The sequence below is a fragment of the Synechococcus sp. MU1642 genome (genome assembly GCF_020514115.1).
GTDB lineage: Bacteria > Cyanobacteriota > Cyanobacteriia > PCC-6307 > Cyanobiaceae > Parasynechococcus.
This window is the reverse complement of the sequence record NZ_VTKZ01000001.1, coordinates 208,593-225,508: the sequence shown is the minus strand read 5'-3', so window position 1 is coordinate 225,508 and position 16,916 is coordinate 208,593. Positions and strand designations below refer to the sequence as shown.

The 16,916-nt window shown below is 63.4% G+C and carries 13 protein-coding genes; 3 read left to right on the top strand and 10 right to left on the bottom strand.

Annotated elements, in window-relative coordinates; all coding sequences use genetic code 11:
* Positions 1-13: 13 nt before the first annotated feature.
* Both FZZ85_RS01315 and FZZ85_RS01310 read right to left on the bottom strand, forming a co-directional pair.
* Positions 14-2,113 (bottom strand): cation:proton antiporter, encoded by a 2,100-nt coding sequence (locus FZZ85_RS01315; protein ID WP_226411953.1) that lies wholly within the window; start codon positions 2,111-2,113, stop codon positions 14-16.
* Between the two features lie 62 nt (positions 2,114-2,175).
* Entirely contained in the window at positions 2,176-3,933 is a 1,758-nt protein-coding gene (locus FZZ85_RS01310; RefSeq protein WP_226411437.1) for an ABC transporter ATP-binding protein, read from the bottom strand.
* A 101-nt stretch (positions 3,934-4,034) separates the two neighbouring features.
* On the opposite strand from FZZ85_RS01310, the gene FZZ85_RS01305 reads away from it, so the two are divergent.
* Positions 4,035-4,274 carry a hypothetical protein gene (locus FZZ85_RS01305; protein WP_226411435.1) on the top strand — a complete coding sequence of 80 codons (240 nt, stop codon included), beginning with the start codon at positions 4,035-4,037 and terminating at the stop codon, positions 4,272-4,274.
* On the opposite strand, the gene FZZ85_RS01300 is transcribed toward FZZ85_RS01305, so the two are convergent.
* Entirely contained in the window at positions 4,233-4,520 is a 288-nt protein-coding gene (locus tag FZZ85_RS01300) for an RNA-binding protein (protein WP_226411433.1), read from the bottom strand. The two genes, FZZ85_RS01305 and FZZ85_RS01300, sit on opposite strands and share 42 nt — an antisense overlap.
* A 227-nt stretch (positions 4,521-4,747) precedes the next feature.
* On the opposite strand from FZZ85_RS01300, the gene FZZ85_RS01295 reads away from it, so the two are divergent.
* Positions 4,748-4,912, top strand: coding sequence for a hypothetical protein (locus tag FZZ85_RS01295; RefSeq protein WP_226411431.1), 165 nt, complete (start codon positions 4,748-4,750; stop codon positions 4,910-4,912).
* Between the two features lie 20 nt (positions 4,913-4,932).
* On the opposite strand, the gene FZZ85_RS01290 is transcribed toward FZZ85_RS01295, so the two are convergent.
* From FZZ85_RS01290 to FZZ85_RS01270, 5 genes are all read right to left on the bottom strand, one after another.
* Positions 4,933-5,181, bottom strand: coding sequence for a hypothetical protein (locus FZZ85_RS01290; protein WP_226411429.1), 249 nt, complete (start codon positions 5,179-5,181; stop codon positions 4,933-4,935).
* A complete protein-coding gene (locus tag FZZ85_RS01285) occupies positions 5,181-6,968 on the bottom strand; it encodes a DEAD/DEAH box helicase (RefSeq protein ID WP_226411427.1) in 1,788 nt (595 codons plus the stop codon). Before FZZ85_RS01285 ends, FZZ85_RS01290 begins: the two co-directional genes overlap by 1 nt.
* A 104-nt stretch (positions 6,969-7,072) precedes the next feature.
* Positions 7,073-7,414: a phosphomannose isomerase type II C-terminal cupin domain gene (locus FZZ85_RS01280; protein ID WP_226411425.1), complete on the bottom strand. Its 342-nt coding sequence runs from the start codon at positions 7,412-7,414 to the stop codon at positions 7,073-7,075.
* Between the two features lie 13 nt (positions 7,415-7,427).
* The gene (locus FZZ85_RS01275) at positions 7,428-9,008 is read right to left on the bottom strand and encodes an AAA family ATPase (RefSeq protein WP_226411423.1); all 1,581 of its coding nucleotides are present in this window, start codon (positions 9,006-9,008) and stop codon (positions 7,428-7,430) included.
* Positions 9,005-12,613, bottom strand: coding sequence for a UvrD-helicase domain-containing protein (locus FZZ85_RS01270; protein ID WP_226411421.1), 3,609 nt, complete (start codon positions 12,611-12,613; stop codon positions 9,005-9,007). Before FZZ85_RS01270 ends, FZZ85_RS01275 begins: the two co-directional genes overlap by 4 nt.
* An 80-nt stretch (positions 12,614-12,693) precedes the next feature.
* Here FZZ85_RS01270 and FZZ85_RS01265 point away from each other — a divergent pair, with 80 nt between their 5' ends.
* Positions 12,694-13,029 (top strand): hypothetical protein, encoded by a 336-nt coding sequence (locus FZZ85_RS01265; RefSeq protein WP_226411419.1) that lies wholly within the window; start codon positions 12,694-12,696, stop codon positions 13,027-13,029.
* Here FZZ85_RS01265 and FZZ85_RS01260 read toward each other — a convergent pair.
* Positions 13,026-16,271, bottom strand: a complete 3,246-nt coding sequence (locus tag FZZ85_RS01260; protein ID WP_226411417.1) for an exodeoxyribonuclease V subunit gamma — start codon at positions 16,269-16,271, stop codon at positions 13,026-13,028. The two genes, FZZ85_RS01265 and FZZ85_RS01260, sit on opposite strands and share 4 nt — an antisense overlap.
* Positions 16,265-16,906, bottom strand: coding sequence for a metallophosphoesterase (locus FZZ85_RS01255; protein WP_226411415.1), 642 nt, complete (start codon positions 16,904-16,906; stop codon positions 16,265-16,267). Before FZZ85_RS01255 ends, FZZ85_RS01260 begins: the two co-directional genes overlap by 7 nt.
* Between the last annotated feature and the right edge of the window lie 10 nt (positions 16,907-16,916).

The window sequence follows — 16,916 nt, the reverse complement described above, 5'->3', positions numbered from 1 at the left end:
ACGCAGACCTCTGTCAAACCAATGGATCGCTGATCACCATCGAGGCGCAGGGGAGCTGGCGGATCAATTTGCTGATGCGATCACTGCCTGGAATCGGCAGACCAGCCACCCGCCTGCGCTGGGTGCGCAGGATCACCAGATCGTGTTCGCGGCTGAGGCGATGAATGGCACCATCGATACCCGGCCCCCGCAGAATCACTATGTGGAACCGCTCCTCTGGAATCCCCGGCGGACGCCAGCGAATCAGCTGCTGTTCCATCCAATGACGGTCCTGGCCGCTGAAGCGGGGGTCGTGCACATGCAGCAGGGTGATCCGAACGCGCTGATCCTCCGGAGCTGAGTTGATCATCCGCAGCGCCAGTTCGAATTGCTCGCGTGCGCTGGCGGAGAGGTCTTTGATCGGAACAAGGATTCGGCCCAGGCCGCTATCTGTCTCATGCCCCAGGTTCACTACCACCACCGGACAGTGGGCCGTGCGGCAGACCCCATCAACGATGTCGCCCATTAGCCAGGCCCGGAGTTGATCGGTGCGGGCTGCACCGATCAGCAACAGATCCGCGGCCTGTTCCAAAGCTGTGCGGCTCATGCCGCCGGCAATATCTTCATCCAGCCGCAGCAGGCTGCGGCTGGGCACAGCCAACTGGGCACCGATGCTCTCCGCCGTGCTGAGGCGTCCACGCGCTGCGGCAATGGCCCTGTTCAAACCACCGCGCATCTCTTCGAGGCTGGGATTCACCATCGCCAGGGGAAGCAGCAACCCTTCAGCCCCAGCCGAACCCTGCACCAGGCGGGCCGCCATGCTCAACAATCCCTTCTCGGTGCTGGGGTTGGCCACCGGCACAACGATGCGCAGGGGGCGCTGGACGACCTCATTGACGCCATCCAGCACCGCCGCCTCCTCACCGAAGCTGACCGGCACCGCATCGGGACTGGGATCCTTGAGCCGTGTCACCGACTGCTCCGTGAGGATCGGCCCCAGGGTGGCCGTCACCACCATCACCGCCAGCACACTGTTGAGCACGGTCTGATTGAGCAGACCCGCCTGGTAGCCGATGAAGGCCGTCGCCAGGGTCGCCGCCACCTTGGGCATCGTCAGCGACCACATCATCAGGATCTGGGCGCGGCGGTAACCGAACAGCCGTCCGCTCAGCCAGGACGCCACACCCTTGCCGCCAATAGCGCCCACAAGCATCAGCGCGGTGAACTGAAAGTTGCCCAGGCTTTGGCCGAGGCTGCCCAGATCAAGCAGCAATCCCAAATCGATAAAGAAGATCGGGATGAACAGCACGCCACCCACAAAAATCACCTGTTCCTTCACCCGGCCCTCGGGCAGCACGGAATTCACCGCCAAACCAGCCAAGAAGGCGCCGACAATCTTCTCCACTCCCGCCAGCTCAGCACCCAGGGACGCCAGGAACAGGGCCACCAAAACAGCGAGCACCATCCGGTTTTCATCACTGATGCCTTGCAGCACCAGGCGCCGGCCCAGCCAGCGGATGCCGATCACCACTACCAGAGCGAAGCCACCGATCTTGAGCAGCAGCAGGCCCAGGCCAAGGCCACTGAGGCTGCCCTGGCCCAGCCCCAGTCCCACCGCCAGCAGCAGCAGGGCCACGATGTCGGTGAAGATCGTGCTGCCCACGCTCACCACCACCGCCTCGTCCTTCTGGGCGCCGTAACTGCGCACGATCGGATAACCGAGGGGAGTGTGAGTCGCCATCAGGGCGCCGAGCAACAGGCACGACACCGAGGCGAAGCCCGCCATCAGGCCGATCGACACGCCCGTTCCCACACCGATCAACAGGATCAGCAGGCCATAGATAAAGGAGCGACGCTTGACCCGGTTGAACTCCTCGAGATCAATCTCCAGACCCATCGTGAACAGCAGATACACCGCCCCGAGATCGGAGAGCAACCGTACCGTTTCGCTGCTGCTGTCGACCCAGTTCAAAGCGTGGGGACCCACCACCACGCCAGCCGCCAGCAACCCCACCAGATCGGGCAGCCCCAGCCGCCGGATCAACGGCGGCACCGCCGCACTGATCGCCACCAACAGCGAGAACACCCCGAGGGGGTGATGCATCACGTGGCTGATCGAGGCCTGCATGGCCATGGCTCCACTGCCGGCTTGCGGACCCAGCATGGTCGCCGAATCTGCCGGCAACAACAGCTGCTTCAGGAAGCGATAACCCCTTCGCCGGCCTGCACCTGCCAGAGGTTGGCATAGACCCCACCCTGGGCCACCAGGCTGTCGTGGCAGCCCTGCTCCACAATCCGGCCCTGGTCCATCACCACAATCCAATCGGAATGGCGAACCGTGCTGAGACGATGGGCGATCACCACGGTGGTGCGGTGCAGGGTGATCTGCGCCAAGGAGCGCTGGATGGCGGCTTCGGTGTCGTTGTCCACCGCTGCGGTAGCTTCATCGAGCACCATCACCGGGGCATCCTTGAGGATGGCGCGGGCCAGGGCGATGCGTTGGCGCTGTCCGCCCGAGAGGCGCTGCCCCCGCTCCCCAACCAGGGTTTCGTATCCCTGGGGCAAGGCATCGATGAATCCAGCGGCTTCCGCCAAGCAAGCAGCCTGCTCAATCGCCACCGGATCGGGATCTGAGACCCCATAAGCGATGTTCTCGGCGACGGTGCCGTGGAAGAGGTAGACGTCCTGACTCACCAGGGCGATGCAGCGCCGCAGGTCTTGAAGCTGCAGGGTTTCGATGGGGACCCCATCCAGGCAGATACTTCCGCCATCTCGCTCATACAGCCGCAACAACAGCTTCACCACCGTGCTCTTGCCGGACCCCGTCGCCCCGACAATGCCGAGGGTCGATCCCGCTTGCACGGTCAGATCGAAGCCCTGCAGCAGTGCTGATCGGCCGCCATAGGCGAAATCCACCGCTTCAAAGCGAATCTCACCCCGCAGCCGCTGCGGATCCACAGGCACCGTTCCTCCCTGGATCAGAACCGGCGTGTCGATCAAATCGAGCACCCGTTGCGTGGAGGCCATCGAGCGCTGGTATTCATCCAGGGTTCTGCCAATGGCGGTTAACGGCCAGAGCAGGCGCTGGGTAATGAACACCAGAACGCTGTAAGTGGCCACCGGCAGTTCCCCGGCCAGGGCCTTGAAGCCACCGATCAACAGGATCGCCAGGAAGGCGAACAGAATCGCGAAGCGGATCAAGGGGATGAAGGCCGCCGAAAGACGAATCGCCCGGGCATTGCTCTGGCGGTAGGCCAGGCTTTCTGCTCGCAGCCGCTCCAGTTCCAGAGCCTCAGCGGTGAAGCTCTTGATCGTGAGCATCCCCCCCAGGTTGTTGGCAAGCCGGGAGGCGAGGTCGCCCGCCCGGGCCCGCACCTCCCGGTAACGCGGCGCCAGCTGGCGCTGGAAATGCAGCGATCCCCAAAGAATTAGCGGAATAGGCAGGTAGGCGAACAGGGCAACCTCCGGCGCCACCATCGCCATGCCGATGCCCACCACCAGAACGGTGGTGATCAACTGCAGGATCTGATTGGCACCGCGATCCAGAAAGCGTTCGAGCTGATTGATATCGTCATTGAGCACCGCCATCAGGCGACCGGTGCTGTCCTGCTCGAAAAAGGCCAGCTCCAGCTTCTGAAGATGGTCGTAAGCCTCGACCCGCAGGCTGTGCTGGGTGGTTTGCGCCAGGTTGCGCCAGAGCACGTCGTAGAGGTACTCAAATAGCGACTCCGCCGCCCAAATCACAAAGGTGAGCAGAGCCAGAAACCAGAGTTGCTGGCCTGCGGTCCTCAGACCGAAACCCGCCAACACAGACTGGTCACCGCGCACGACCACATCAAGGGCCAGACCGATCAAGGCGGGTGGGGCCAGATCGAACAGCTTGTTGAGCAGAGAGCAGCTGATCGCTGCAATCACTAGGCGACGCTGCGGCGCCAAATGACGCATCAGCCGCATCAAGGGGGAACGATTTGCTGAAGCTTTCCTGAGGGTTCGTTCCGACACGGTTTTCACCCCTGAAGACGCACTACAACGGAACCACAACTGAAGGAGGTGCCATGAGCCGATCGAGGTCGTTCAACCGCTTTCACCGTTACCTGGCGCGCCAGAAACGCCGCGGACTGCGGGACGTGTTGCCCAAGTTCCAGGACCCCCGTGAGCAACAGCAAAACCCAGCAGACAGCAGTGATGAAATGCTGAGTCGGCTGAGCTTGCGTGAAGTGGAATCGGACCTGATGGAGGCCGAGGCCTCAGCCTCAGCCGCGGTAACCGCCACCACCACCGCGGGGGCCACCTGAGCGCTCCCGAGGGGTAGCTTTGCTGACGCGGATCATGCGGCCCATCCACTCCACGTCCTGAAGATCGTCGATGGCTTTTTGCTCATCGGCATCGTTGACCATTTCGACGAAAGCGAAACCGCGCTTGCGGCCTGTCTCACGATCCAGGGGCAGGCTGCAGTTCTTGACCTCGCCGTACTCGTTGAAGAGATCAACAAGATGATCTTGCTCTGCCTGGAATGAGAGATTGCCGATGTAGATGGTCATGGACCGTGGAACCGTTGAACTTGATCGATCGCTTGAGCCGGTTCCGAAAGCTCGGAGAGGACCAATGCTCAGGCGTGAACCCGATGACGTTACAGGGCAGTCGCACGAATCAACACAAAAAAAAGAAGCAATTCCGAAGACTCGCCCGCAACCAAGCCATCCACTCCATTGTCAGAAGACCATGACATAAGAGAGAGATGGCATTTGAAAGCCTTTGTTTCCAAGCCATGACCTGGACCGCCGATGGAGAGCTGGATCCAGTGGACAAGCTTCTGCTAATTAACAACTTGATCCGGCAGGCCACGCCTAGAGAGCAGATCGAGTTGATTCAAGTGGTGGAAAAGTTGGCACTGCTTCAGCCCGAGGCCACCGTGCAAGTGAGCCATCTCTGACCCTTTTTGATCCCCGGGGATCAGAGGCCGTAGGCCTCAGCTGCCTTGGCCTTGCAGGTTGCTTGGGCCGTCTGGATCCCTGCCCCGTTCTGCACCTCCAACAGAAAACAACGGCAGGTGTCGGCCACCATTCCCTCAGGGGGAACAGTCACAGCCCTCTGCAGCTCGGCCTTGACGGCCGTTCTGCAGAACTGGGTGATCAGGCTGTTGTCCGATGCGGTTGCTGACAAAGGGCCCAGAACCAGAGCAAACGCCGGAAACACACGCATCAAGAAGCCTGACTGATTTGCAGTTCGCGGTTCATCACTTTCAGGCAACGCAAGCTGTTGAACACTTCCTCGGGCATGCCCTTGGGCAGATCCACCAGGCTGTGATTGTCAAAAATCTGGATGCGGCCAATCATTCGGCCCTGCAGACCGGTCTCGCCAGCGATGGCGCCCACCAGGTTGCCCGGCTTGACCCGATCGCGGTGACCCACCTCAACCCGGTAGCGCTGCATGTTCTCCTCAGGAGCCCGCGCCGGACGCTCGCGCCGCTCACGGCGCTCGCCCGAATTGCGTTCGCGATCTCGGTCGCGGTCGTTGCGACGGGTGTTCTGAATCCAGTCATCGTCTCCCTTGCGCAGCAGCGCATCGGGTCCGATTGCCAAATTCAGCGCCGCCATGGCCAGTTGCTCGGGGCTGAGCTCGAGCTCCGTGGCCACTCGCTGCATCAACTCCTGGAGCAGGGCCGCTTCATCGGCTTCAGGGCGTTGCTCCTGGGCTGCCTCACTTAGACGCTTACGCAGACGGTCCAACCGGCCCTGGTTGATGGCCGTATTACCGGGCACCTCCATTGCTTCGATCGGCTGACCCGTAGCCCGCTCCAGGTTGCGGATGAAACGCCGTTCCCGTGGGGTCACGAACAGAACCGCTTCTCCGGTACGTCCAGCGCGGCCCGTCCGGCCGATGCGGTGCACGTAGGCCTCGCTGTCGAACGGCATGTCGTAGTTGATCACGAGACCGATGCGTTCCACATCAAGACCCCGCGCCGCAACGTCGGTGGCCACGAGAATGTCAACCGACCCACTGCGAAGGCGCTCCACGGTGCGTTCCCGTTGGTTCTGAGGAACGTCGCCATTGAGCACCGCCACCTGATGGCCGCCGGCCTCAAGGGTTTCAGCCACGGTCAAGGTGATCGCCTTGGTGCGGGCAAAGATGATCACACCCTCACCACCACAGGCGTCGAGAACCCGTTGCAGGGCTTCGAGCTTGTGCGGCATCGGCACCGTGATCGAACGCTGGCGGATCCGCTTGCCTTCCTGATCCTTGGTGCGAATCGTGACCTCAGCAGGGTCCTTGAGATAACGCTTGGACAGGCGACGGATCTCGGGGGGCATCGTCGCGGAGAACAGCACCACCTGGCGCTGCTCAGGCAATTGATCGAGGATCCACTCCACATCGTCGATGAAGCCCATGCGGAGCATTTCATCCGCTTCATCGAGCACCAGGCTGCGCAGACCGCTTGTGTCGAGCGTGCCCTGACGCATGTGGTCCATGACCCGACCCGGGGTGCCCACCACCACATCAACCCCGCGCCTGAGAGCACTGATCTGGGAGCGGAAATCCGTGCCGCCATAGACCGCCAGCACCTTCAAATGGGGATGGCCGGCGGAATAAGCCTTGAACGACTCAGCCACCTGCATCGCCAGCTCCCGTGTGGGGGCGAGCACCAAGGCCTGGGGTGTTTTCTGGCCACTCTCAAGACGCTCGAGCAACGGCAACGCAAATGCTGCTGTTTTGCCGGTACCGGTCTGGGCCTGACCCACCAGATCGCGGCCGAGCATCAGCTCGGGGAATGCGGCCTTCTGGATGGGGGACGGATCGGTATACCCCTTGTCCGCCAAGGTGCGGAGCAAAGCCTCACTGAAACCAAAACCGGCAAAACCGGATTCCGGCTCAGCCGATTTAATCGTGGTAGTGAACACCTCAGCATTGGAATTGGATTCCGGGAGCGCGGATGCAGAAAGATCCACAGCGCAGGCGGAATCGTCGCGCTGCTGTTGCTGTTCAGTCATGGAAGGTGGCTTCGCCTGATTGATCTCTGAAATCAGGCTCACAACCTCCCTGCAACTAAAGAGTTGCGCTCTGGTTGTGTTGCCTACGCTTCAAAGGTTGGATTTCAATTTATCACCCGGCCGTAATCATCCTGCAGACGTTCGATGTCGTCTTCCCGCAGATCAACACCGTGCTGAACTTCGAGAATCAACAGATCTGAGTCGTCTGCACGGGCGCGATGCACAGCGCCGCAGGGGATGGAGAGCATGACGCCCTGGCTTGCGGCATGCCATGTCTCACCGCAGAGCAGAGCCCCCAAACCTGACACCACGGTCCAACTTTCGCTGCGATGACGATGCCGCTGCAGGGACAACTGCTGCCCGGCACAAACCAACAGACGTTTCACCAAATAGTTGTCCCCCTGGGTCAACGTTTCGTACCAGCCCCAGGGACGCTCAACCCGCATCAGTTCACCCGCGTCAGATCAGCGTCACCAGGTCAAGGCTGGCACGTGCTCGCGTGATCGCTGTGTAAAGCAAACGGCGTTGATGTTCAGCAGCCGGGCCATCTTCGAGGGGATCTGACCAGAGCAGGATCACCCGATCCGCCTCACTGCCCTGGGCCCGATGGATGGTGAGCGCAACCGCCGGCTCCAGACGCCGCAAACGAGCTGAATGCAAACGGCGCACCTGCAGCTGGCCTTCCGGATCCACAACCTGGAACAACAGGCGTCGTTCAGAGCCTGCCCCGATCACCACCCCGAGGTCGCCATTGGCCAAGCCGAGTTCCGGTTGATTGCTGCCGCAGATCACCGGCAAGCCGATCGGCCAACGCTCGACCTTGCCGGCTGCGTTGGCCCCCAGCAGCGTGCGGTGCACATCATCAAGACTCCACGGCCCCCGGCGGCGTGGACAGAGCAAAAGGTCCTGCTCGAGCAGCGCGAACAAGGGCCGGGACTCCGCCATCAGCTCCTGCTCTTTACAGCAGTTGAGATCAACCGTCAGCGCCTGCAGCTGCTGAAGGCGCTGGATCCAGCGCTGCCGCACCAAGGCCGGAAAACGACTCAGGGGACTGGGGTGCACCTGAAGGTTGGCCTGCTCGGGCAAAGCAGCCAAATCCGCTGCAAAGGTCTTCAGATCCCCCTGGCGCAGCTGTTGCGCCACCTGCGCCAGGGCTCCGCGGTTGCGGTAGGTGTGTTCGAGATGTACGGCGCCGGCACCGAAACGGCCGCGCACGTCAGGCTGCTGAAGCCGATGCCAGACCGCTCCGCTTCCCACCGGCGGCAGCTGGGCTGGATCACCCACCAACAGCAGCCGACAACCGCTGGGCAACGCCTCCAGTAAAGCCTGGGTCAGGGCCAGATCCAGCATCGACATCTCGTCAATCACCAGCAGATCCAGCTCCAAGGGACGCTGGCGGTGCCTACCGAAGCCACGGCTGCCGGCCTCCAACCAGCGATGAAGGGTGCTGCAGGGCAATGGAGCCCGCTGCGACAGCACCGCATCCCCCAGGCGCCTGGCCGCCTTGCCCGTGGGGGCCGCCAAACCGATGCGCAGGCCGGGATGGCGGGCTTCCGCCCGGGCCAGAATCTCCACCACCGTGCTGGTTTTGCCCGTGCCCGGACCACCGCTGAGCAGAACAACAGAGGCCTGATCCAGGGCACGCACGGCGGCGCACTGTTCAGGGTTGAGACGATCCGACAGCTCGAGATCGGCAGCCTTGTCGGGCTTTGGAACAGGGGCGTGGGCCCGCTTCACCAGCTCGGCCACCACCTGCTCCATGGCCTGCAACCAGCGGCGCCAGCCCAGCCGATCACCCTGAAGCAGCAGGGGGGAAGCCTCCCCCTCCAGCCAGCCACTGGCTTGGGCAACGGCAAGCCGTTCCGGCGTCAGCTTCACCGTCAACTCCCCCTGCTCCAAGGCCAGCACCATGTCCCGGCTGAGCTTCTCCAATGCGGGGCCATCCGCCTGGGGCGGAATCCGTCGCTGCAGGGCGGCATGGAGGCCGGCCGCGAAGCTGGAGGGCCAAGTGCTGGTTCCCGGGGGCAGCAGCTCCGTCACGCCGGCACCTCCCCCAGGGCTCGATCCAGCGCTGCGATGCGATTGAGCGGCACGGGTTCGACGATGCGCCCAGGTCCGACAGCATCCTCTGAAGAAGAAGCCACCGATCCGGGCATCCCCCGCAGGAAGCAGTAGACGTAGCCCCCCAGATGCTGCTCCGGGTTGTAATCCGGCATCCGCCAACGCAGATGGCGATGCAAAGCCACCAGGTAGAGGTGGGCCTGCAGGGGGTAATGGTGGTGCAGCATCTGCTCCTCCATCGCCTCCTGGGAGTAGTGATGAGGACCGCACAGTCCCGGCTCAGCACCGGTGCGTCGTTCACCGATCCAATTGCTCTTCCAGTCGAGAACCCACCAGCGCTTCTGCTGGGGGTCCTGGAACACCAGATCGATTGAACCGGTGAGAAAACCGCGGCTGTTGATCGAGAGCGACGCCAGCGCCGGGATGTAGGAGCGGCCAAAACGAGCCTGGGCATCACAGCCGAAGGCAGCCACCAGATCAGCCGTGCGTACGTGCTGAACCGCCAGATCAAAACTGAGTTCAGACAGGCGCTGGTGCGGCCCCAGCCGATCCAGCGACAAAGCACCCAGCGGTCCCCCCAGGGGCGTCTGCAACACCTGCTCCAAACCGATCAACACATCTTTCTGAAGATCGGGATCAAGCCCAGCCCGCCGCAACTCTGCGGTGATCAGATCGAGCCGTTGGAGGGGCTCAGAGGCCTCAGCCGCAGAGAAGGGGAACTGTTCAAGAATCCGGTGCAGACAGTCCCCGGGCCCGGCCCCGCGTGGGAAGGCCGCCAGCGGCCCCGTCTCAGACCATGCCGGTTCTGCCCCGGCCAAGATCGATTCCTCGGCGCCGGGATCGCGATCGCGACCTTGCTCATGGAGATGAACGTGGTCGGATGAGGCAATCCAGGCCGAGTAGCTGGCCCGGCCCCAACTCCGGTCGATGCGCTTGGGAACCGAACCAAGGGCCAATGGCTCCACCACCAGCGGAGGCCGCCAACGCTTGCCGCTGGGCAGGCTCTCCACCAGGCCATCGATGCTTATCGGAACCTTTCGCGATGCCAGGGCATCGCTCAGCCGCTCATCGGTGAGGCTGTCGATCGCAGCCCCAGCGGCCTCAGCACCAAACAACCAGGCAGGCAAGGGTGAATCCTCCTGGCCGTTGGCCCTGGCCCAAATCAGGATCAACTGGGATTGGGCTCGGGTCACCGCGACATAGGCCAGCCGCTCGGCCTCGGCCGCAGCCTCCTGCTGCGCCTGTTGCGCCGCCTGCCAGCCCTCCCCCCAGTGAACATCCACCAGCACCAGGCACTCCCCGGAGCGGGGGTCACGCCAGAGCGGACCGGACACCGCTGGGGGGGACTGCCAGAGATAGGGACAGATCACCACCGGATATTCCAGACCCTTGCTGCGGTGAACGGTGACCACGGCGATGGCACTATCGGCCTGATCGCTGTGGGGCTGGCGGGCCTCTGGCACCGGCTGGCTGGGGTGCAACCGCTCCCGCCGCAACCAATCAGCCGCAGTGGCCACATCAAATCCCTGGCGGTGCATCACCTCCTGCACTAGCCGCGCCGCCTGCTGCAGATCCCCCAGCATCCGACCCCGTTCCGACAGCCCCGCCATCTGTTCACCCTTCAGCAGATCGGCCAGGGCCCCGAGCAGTCCCAGCCGCGGCATCACATCAGCCAAACCGCGCAGCTGCAGAGCCAACTTATCCAGCATGGCCGGCTCCAGGGCATCAGGCGCGATGTTCATCAGTCCCGAGCAGGCCAGCAAACGCAGGCGAGCGTCATCACCCGGTTCCGCCAGGGCATCCAGGAACCACTGCAACAGCAACGCGGCTTCACTGTCGAGCACATCCCCCTGGGTTACTAGGCGGGTGGGGAGCCCGCAGACCCCCAGGGCTCGGCGCAGGTCTTCCGCCTGTTGATGGCGACTCACCAGCACACAGAGATCTGCTGGGGTGAGATCCTCCCGTTGCTGCAGTTGCTCCAGCACCATCTCGGCGAGCCGCTGGGGCAACTCTTCCTCAAGGGCACTTCGGCTGGAGGTCGCCTCGGTGGACAGCATCAGCAGTTGCAATGCCGGGGCGTCCTGGGGTGGGGTGGCGGAGCTGCGGGGCTGCACCGCGGGCACCGTCAGTTCGGATCGGGGGAGACCGGGAGCCATCAAGCGGTTCAACCCTTCCATCAACGGTGCCGTTGTGCGGAAGTTTTCAAGCAGGTGATCGATCCGCTCCACCTGATCCCGCGCTGCCATGTAAGTGGCCAGATCACCACCACGGAAGCGGTAGATCGCCTGCTTGGGATCCCCGACCATCAGCAGCAGGTGGCGTTCACCACCACCAAAGGCGCGCTGCAACAGGCGCCACTGCACGGGGTCTGTGTCCTGAAACTCATCCACCATCACAGCCCTGTAGCGCTGTTGCAGGGGGGCAAGCCACTCAACAGCGCCATCGCCGGGGTCCATGGCGGCCAACAAGCCGCCAAAGGTGATCACACCGCGGCGGCGACGGCGGCGGTCCAGCTCCCGCAAGCCCCGTTCCAGCAGGTACTGCCAAGTGCGCTCGATCGGTGCATCCCAGAGCGCCGCAACAGCGGCCTGCAAAGCCGGCATCACCAGGCTGGGGTCGGTCTCACCGCACTTGCGGGCGACCTTGCACCAACTGCCGGGGTGGAAGTACTCCTTCAGCGGCTTCTCATGGGTGGCAATCTCCAGCAGCGAAGGCACTGCGGTCTGCCCATTCAGCCACTGGTTGATCTGCGCGCAACGATCGCTTTTGGGCTTGGCTGAGTAAGGGGTGGTGGGTGCACAGCCCTGGGCTTTCCACTGCTCGGCTGCCTGACGGAACCCGGCATCCAGGGCGACATGATCCCGCTGCCAAAGCGGCATGAAGTCGTCCCAGAGCTGCGCCAGCCAGTGCTCCAGCTGTGGGGCGAGGGACTGGTCCAGATCGATCGCTCTATCACCGGCCCGGAACCGCGGCTGCTGTTCGCCATCGAGTTGCGCCAGCCCTCTGCGCAGGGTCTGGGGCGAGAGGCCGCGTTGACGCAACGCCTTGAACTGATCCGGTGGCAGGGTATGCAGCTCCTGTTGCCAGAGGTCCTGCACCACCTCGGATTGGAGCGCGGTGGCGTCGGTATCCAGCTGAGGCTCCATCGCCGCAGCGTTGCTGAGCGCCAGACGGCGAAGACTGCGGCGGCAAAAGCCGTGGATGGTGGTGATGTCGGCCCGGTCCAACTGCTCAAGGGCCACCAGCAAGCGCCGAATCCACCGCTGACGCGCCTCCCCTGGCTCGGAACCCGCCAGCCACTCCGCCAGGACGGGGTCCGGGGCAACAGCCTTAATACCCTGCTCCAGCTGTTCGAGTCCCTGCAACGCCTGTTGCAGCCGCTGGCCAATGCGGGAGCGCAGCTCTTCGGCCGCTGCATCCGTGAAGGTCACCACCAACAAGGCCTCAAGGGCGTGGTCGTCCTCCGTGATCAGCCGCAGGCAGAGATGCGCCAGGGCAAAGGTTTTGCCGGTGCCAGCGCTGGCCTCAAGCAGGCGGACCCCAGGAGAGAGGGGATAAGTGTTGGCATCGAAGCGCTGGGCCATAGATGGAGTCTGGTTAACTAAGCCCTTGAAACAGTGTTAACTTCTATGAAGCAGCTAGTAATAGTTGCGGAATGGTCTGGGTGCAGTCACACCCCAGAACAGAAGACGACCTGAGCGAGGACCTGAAGAACCCTCGCTTTTTTTATGGGCTTGTGAACGGATGCAACCCAACCCTTGAGAGAACAGGGGCTAGCGGTGTTGCCGTGCCATCAGGCCAGCACGTTGTTGGAAGCCACCTGCCTGTTGTGTCCCACGAACGTCGTCAAAAATTGGCCCAGCTGCTGGTGCGCAAGGCTGCCGCAGTTGAAAGCATCAACCAAGAACATCGGGCCTACTTCTTTCGCCGTCAGGTAGGCGAACCCGCGGTGATTTCCAACGAACGCATGCGCGAAATGCTCGACGAGCTGTTCGATTAACGCAGCTGCGCCAGAAGTGGGCCGTACAGCAGCTGACACGCCTCCTGGAATCCGGCCTGATCCATCAGTTGCTCTGCAGCGATCTCCGTACCGAAGCAGAGCTGCATCACTGGGGTTGCCCCTTCGTCCTGCCAGGTCTTGCGGAAGTCCTGCTTCCCCGTCCCCGGTTTGCGCCGGTCTTTGACCACCATCTGCCAGCCGCTCTTCGGGGGGACCGGCCAGCAGCGCTCCAGCCCCTGTTGCGCCAGCCGCACCAGCTGCTGCAGCTGGTCTTCGGCTTCAACCGTCGGCAAGGCCGTCCAGCGCAAGTGCACCTCGGCGCCGGCCACCCGGGTGCTGCGCGCCACCACCGCTGAACCGGCGCCAGGAGCCAATCCCTCGGCACACAGCAACAGGTGCTGTAACCAGCCGCGCATCACCGCCGCGGCCGTGAGCATGCCGGGCTGCACTACCACTTGGGTGTCACCGGCGTAGAGCAGGGGCATCGGCAGACCGGCGAGCACAGGCACCTCCCGCCTGCAGGGACCGAGCGATGCCAGCTGCCGTTGCAGGGCCTGCCAACGCTGCTGCAGTTCCTCCTGCTCAAGGTCCGCACCAGCCCCCGCCGGCAGCACACCCTGGCCCGCCAGCGACGCCTTCCAATCAGGTGCCGCTCCAAGAATGAATTGCTCCTCAAGCTCGTGGTTGAGCAGCAGATAGCGCTGCAGCCCCACCAACTCGAGCGTCTCGAGATCCTCCACCGCCTCAATGCCTTCCCCAGGCCGCAACCCCCGCGCCTGCAACCAGGCCTTCTGAGGCTGCTGCATCCAGGCCAGCAACGCTTCAGGACTCAGCGCTAGATCGTCTCCATCACGTCCCTCGACCTCGTCATCGATCATGTCCTGCTGCCAGAGCGATGCCAAGGCCAGCCCCTGGGCGTCCTGAGCCGATACCGGAGCACGATCCAGGCAGCGCCGGGCCTCCAGCTGGCGCCGATCACAGCTAAGCGGCGCCTTAGGCCGGAAATTCTCACGGGAGAGAGGGTTGGCCGCCGGCGTGATCAACAACCCCTCCGTGGAAGCGCCGGCCCATTGCAACTGCTCCTGCAGCACGGCAAGCCACTGTTCCACCGGCACAGCAGATGGTTGGGGCTCTCCGGTGCGCTCAAGCCGCCCGCACCAGCTGATCAGCAGATGACGGCGTGCCGACATCAAGGCCTCCAGCAGCACATAGCGGTCCTGATCGCTGCTGCAGGGATCCCCCAGGCGCCGTTGCTGCTCGAGCAGATGAAAGCCAGGACGGCGGCTTGGGCGCGGGAAGTCGGCGCTGTCGAGGCCCATCAAGACCACCACCTTGTGGGGAATCGCCCGCATTGGCTCAAGGGCACTGATGGTGAGTGCTCCACTGCGGTGCCCGAAGCGGCCGCTGTCCACCGACAAGGCCTCCTGCAGCACCTCCAAGGCCACGGCAGCGTCGAGATCCAGAGGGCAGTCATGGGCCCGCAGCCGCCACTCCTCCAGCGCCGCCGCCCAGCTCTGCGATTCATCGGCCCAGGCCCCGCCCCCAGCAAACAGCTCGTGCAACAGAGACTGCAGCACCTTCACCCAGCCATGGCACGGCCGTGGCTGTCGCAGGCGATCAAGCGTGCGGGCCAGACGATCCAGCAGCGTCCACCAACGCACCAGACGTTCAGGGTCCAGCTCCTGCTGGAACGGTGCCGCCCCTGCCGGAGCCAGGCCCGGCTCCACCGGCAGCACCAGCCCCAGCAGCCAACGGTCGAGACACCAACGAAGGCTGTGCACCTCGTCCCCGCCCCGCTCAATGGCATCCAACCCCCAGCGAAAGCCACTGCTTTGCAGCGTTTGGGTGATCAGCACTGCCTCCTCAGCCGTCAGTCCCTGCTGGCCCTGCAGAGCCGGGTTGGCCAGCAGACGTTCCAGCCCCGTGGCGGTGAAGCGTGTAGCAGCCAGCTCCAGCAGCGTGAACATCGCCATCGACAATCCGGGACTGCTCTGCTGACTGCGGTCGGTTAGACGCCAGGGCAAATCAACACCGATGGCCGCCGTGTCGTTGAACACGGAGCTGAGCAACGGTGCATAGCGCTCAATCTGCGGCGTCATCACCAGCACATCGCGTGGCGCGAGATCGGGATCAGCCGCCAGCCACTGAAGGATGCGATCACGAACCAGTTGCACCTCCCTCCAAGGCCCCGGTGCCGCCTGAAACAGCAGCGACTGATCGTCTGAGGAACGATTCAGCTCAGAGATGCTCTCTGCATCCACCAGCTGCTGCTGAAGCTGATCGAGCAGGGTGGGCTGGCGCTCTTCCGCCGCGGCGATCTGCAGTGAGCCTGCAAATAGATCACCCTCACGTCGCTCCCCCAGCTGCGCTTCACCGGAGCCCTCCAGCAACTGCTGAAATTCGGCGCCCATCCGCCCAAGAACAGCCTCCAAACGCGGCGCCTCCGCCAACCAGCCCCCATCGGGCGGGACCAGCCAGTCATCTCCGAGCGAAGCACGCCGACTGCCACAGCGCTGCCACAGATCCGGACACGGGGTGAGCAGGTAGATCTCCACCTCCAGCAGGCCGGACAAAGCCTGAATCAGATCCACCTGCACCGGCGCAAGAGCACTGATGCCGAACAGCCGCAGTCGATCTGGCAGCAGGGCCGGATCAACGTCTCCCCCCCGGAGACGATCGACGGCCTCACGCACCTGCAGACCAAAGGGAGCCCGCGGCAGCCGTTGGGCCAGCAGTCGCCAGAGCACGGGCTGCCAATCGTCATCAGGCCGCGGCCGTTTCCACTGGTCCAGTTGATCGGGGCGGTATAGGGCGTAATCGTCCATGGCATCGGCGATGGCGCGGGCCAGCTGCCAGCGGTCCCGCGTCAACCCCGAGGCGGTTCCTTCACGCTGGGTAAGCCAGACCTGCAGCGGCTGGGCGACGGGCTGCTCCAACAGCTCCGGCAGCAGCTCGAGCACAGCCCAAACCAGCTGGCCCGCCCGCCATGGATCGTCCTCCTGCGCGGGGAGATGCAGCACCTGGCGCACCAGCTGCCGCAGGCGACTGCCCGGGAAGGGGAACCGCACCAGGGAACTGATGCCATTGACCGTGGCCAGCTGTTCCCCCAACCATCGGCTGGTGGGCCAGGTGTTGACCATCACCTCCACCATCTCCAGGGGCCCCGGCTGCTGCTCGATCAACTGACGGGAGAGCAAGCGAGCCAGAAATTCAGCCCTGTTGCTTCGGTAAACCGTCAGCAAGGGCCAACTCCAGCCAGCACGGCGTCAGTTGCAGCTCCTTCAACCTGAACGACCGCATCCGTTTCCGGGCAGTAGGCCGACAAACAACCGCCATAGACCGCACCGGTGTCGATCAGAACGATCGCTCCGAGGCGCTCAACCTGAGGACGGGGCGTGTGGCCCACAACAACCAGGCCAAAACGACCGTCATAGGCCTCCCAGAAGTGATCACGAATGGAGAGATCCGGTTGGCCCGCCGCGTCGAACCCGGCATGGGTCGCGCACCAACCCTCACCGCGATAAACGAGCGGAAGCTGTTGCAGTCGCGGCAACCATTGGCGAGCGTTGCTATTGCCCAACTGGGCATAGGTGGCGTGCTGACTCAAGCCGTCCTGGGATTCAAGAGCCTCAATGAGTTCTTGCTCATGGTTCCCGCGCAGCCAGGTAGCACGGCCTGCCTGGATCAGATCCCAGACCAGATTCATCGTTGCGGGAATAGCCACACCACGGTTGATCACATCCCCGCAGAAGACCAGATGGTCGTTAGGCGGCAGGCTGGCGAGCAGATGGCATAAAGGCTGATAGCAGCCATGCACATCTCCAATCACCCAGTGACGGTGTCTGCGCAGGTTCAAACCAACAACCTGGAGATGCATCAATTCTGAT

Bases quoted from the DNA above. Each gene is read 5' to 3' on its own strand.
- FZZ85_RS01270 (WP_226411421.1), bottom strand. From the start codon at position 12,613: ATGGCCCAGCGCTTCGATGCCAACACTTATCCCCTCTCTCCTGGGGTC.
- FZZ85_RS01285 (WP_226411427.1), bottom strand. From the start codon at position 6,968: ATGACTGAACAGCAACAGCAGCGCGACGATTCCGCCTGCGCTGTGGAT.
- FZZ85_RS01315 (WP_226411953.1), bottom strand. From the start codon at position 2,113: ATGGCCATGCAGGCCTCGATCAGCCACGTGATGCATCACCCCCTCGGG.
- FZZ85_RS01255 (WP_226411415.1), bottom strand. From the start codon at position 16,906: ATGCATCTCCAGGTTGTTGGTTTGAACCTGCGCAGACACCGTCACTGG.
- FZZ85_RS01305 (WP_226411435.1), top strand. From the start codon at position 4,035: ATGAGCCGATCGAGGTCGTTCAACCGCTTTCACCGTTACCTGGCGCGC.
- FZZ85_RS01310 (WP_226411437.1), bottom strand. From the start codon at position 3,933: ATGCGGCTGATGCGTCATTTGGCGCCGCAGCGTCGCCTAGTGATTGCA.
- FZZ85_RS01295 (WP_226411431.1), top strand. From the start codon at position 4,748: ATGACCTGGACCGCCGATGGAGAGCTGGATCCAGTGGACAAGCTTCTG.
- FZZ85_RS01300 (WP_226411433.1), bottom strand. From the start codon at position 4,520: ATGACCATCTACATCGGCAATCTCTCATTCCAGGCAGAGCAAGATCAT.
- FZZ85_RS01280 (WP_226411425.1), bottom strand. From the start codon at position 7,414: ATGCGGGTTGAGCGTCCCTGGGGCTGGTACGAAACGTTGACCCAGGGG.
- FZZ85_RS01290 (WP_226411429.1), bottom strand. From the start codon at position 5,181: ATGCGTGTGTTTCCGGCGTTTGCTCTGGTTCTGGGCCCTTTGTCAGCA.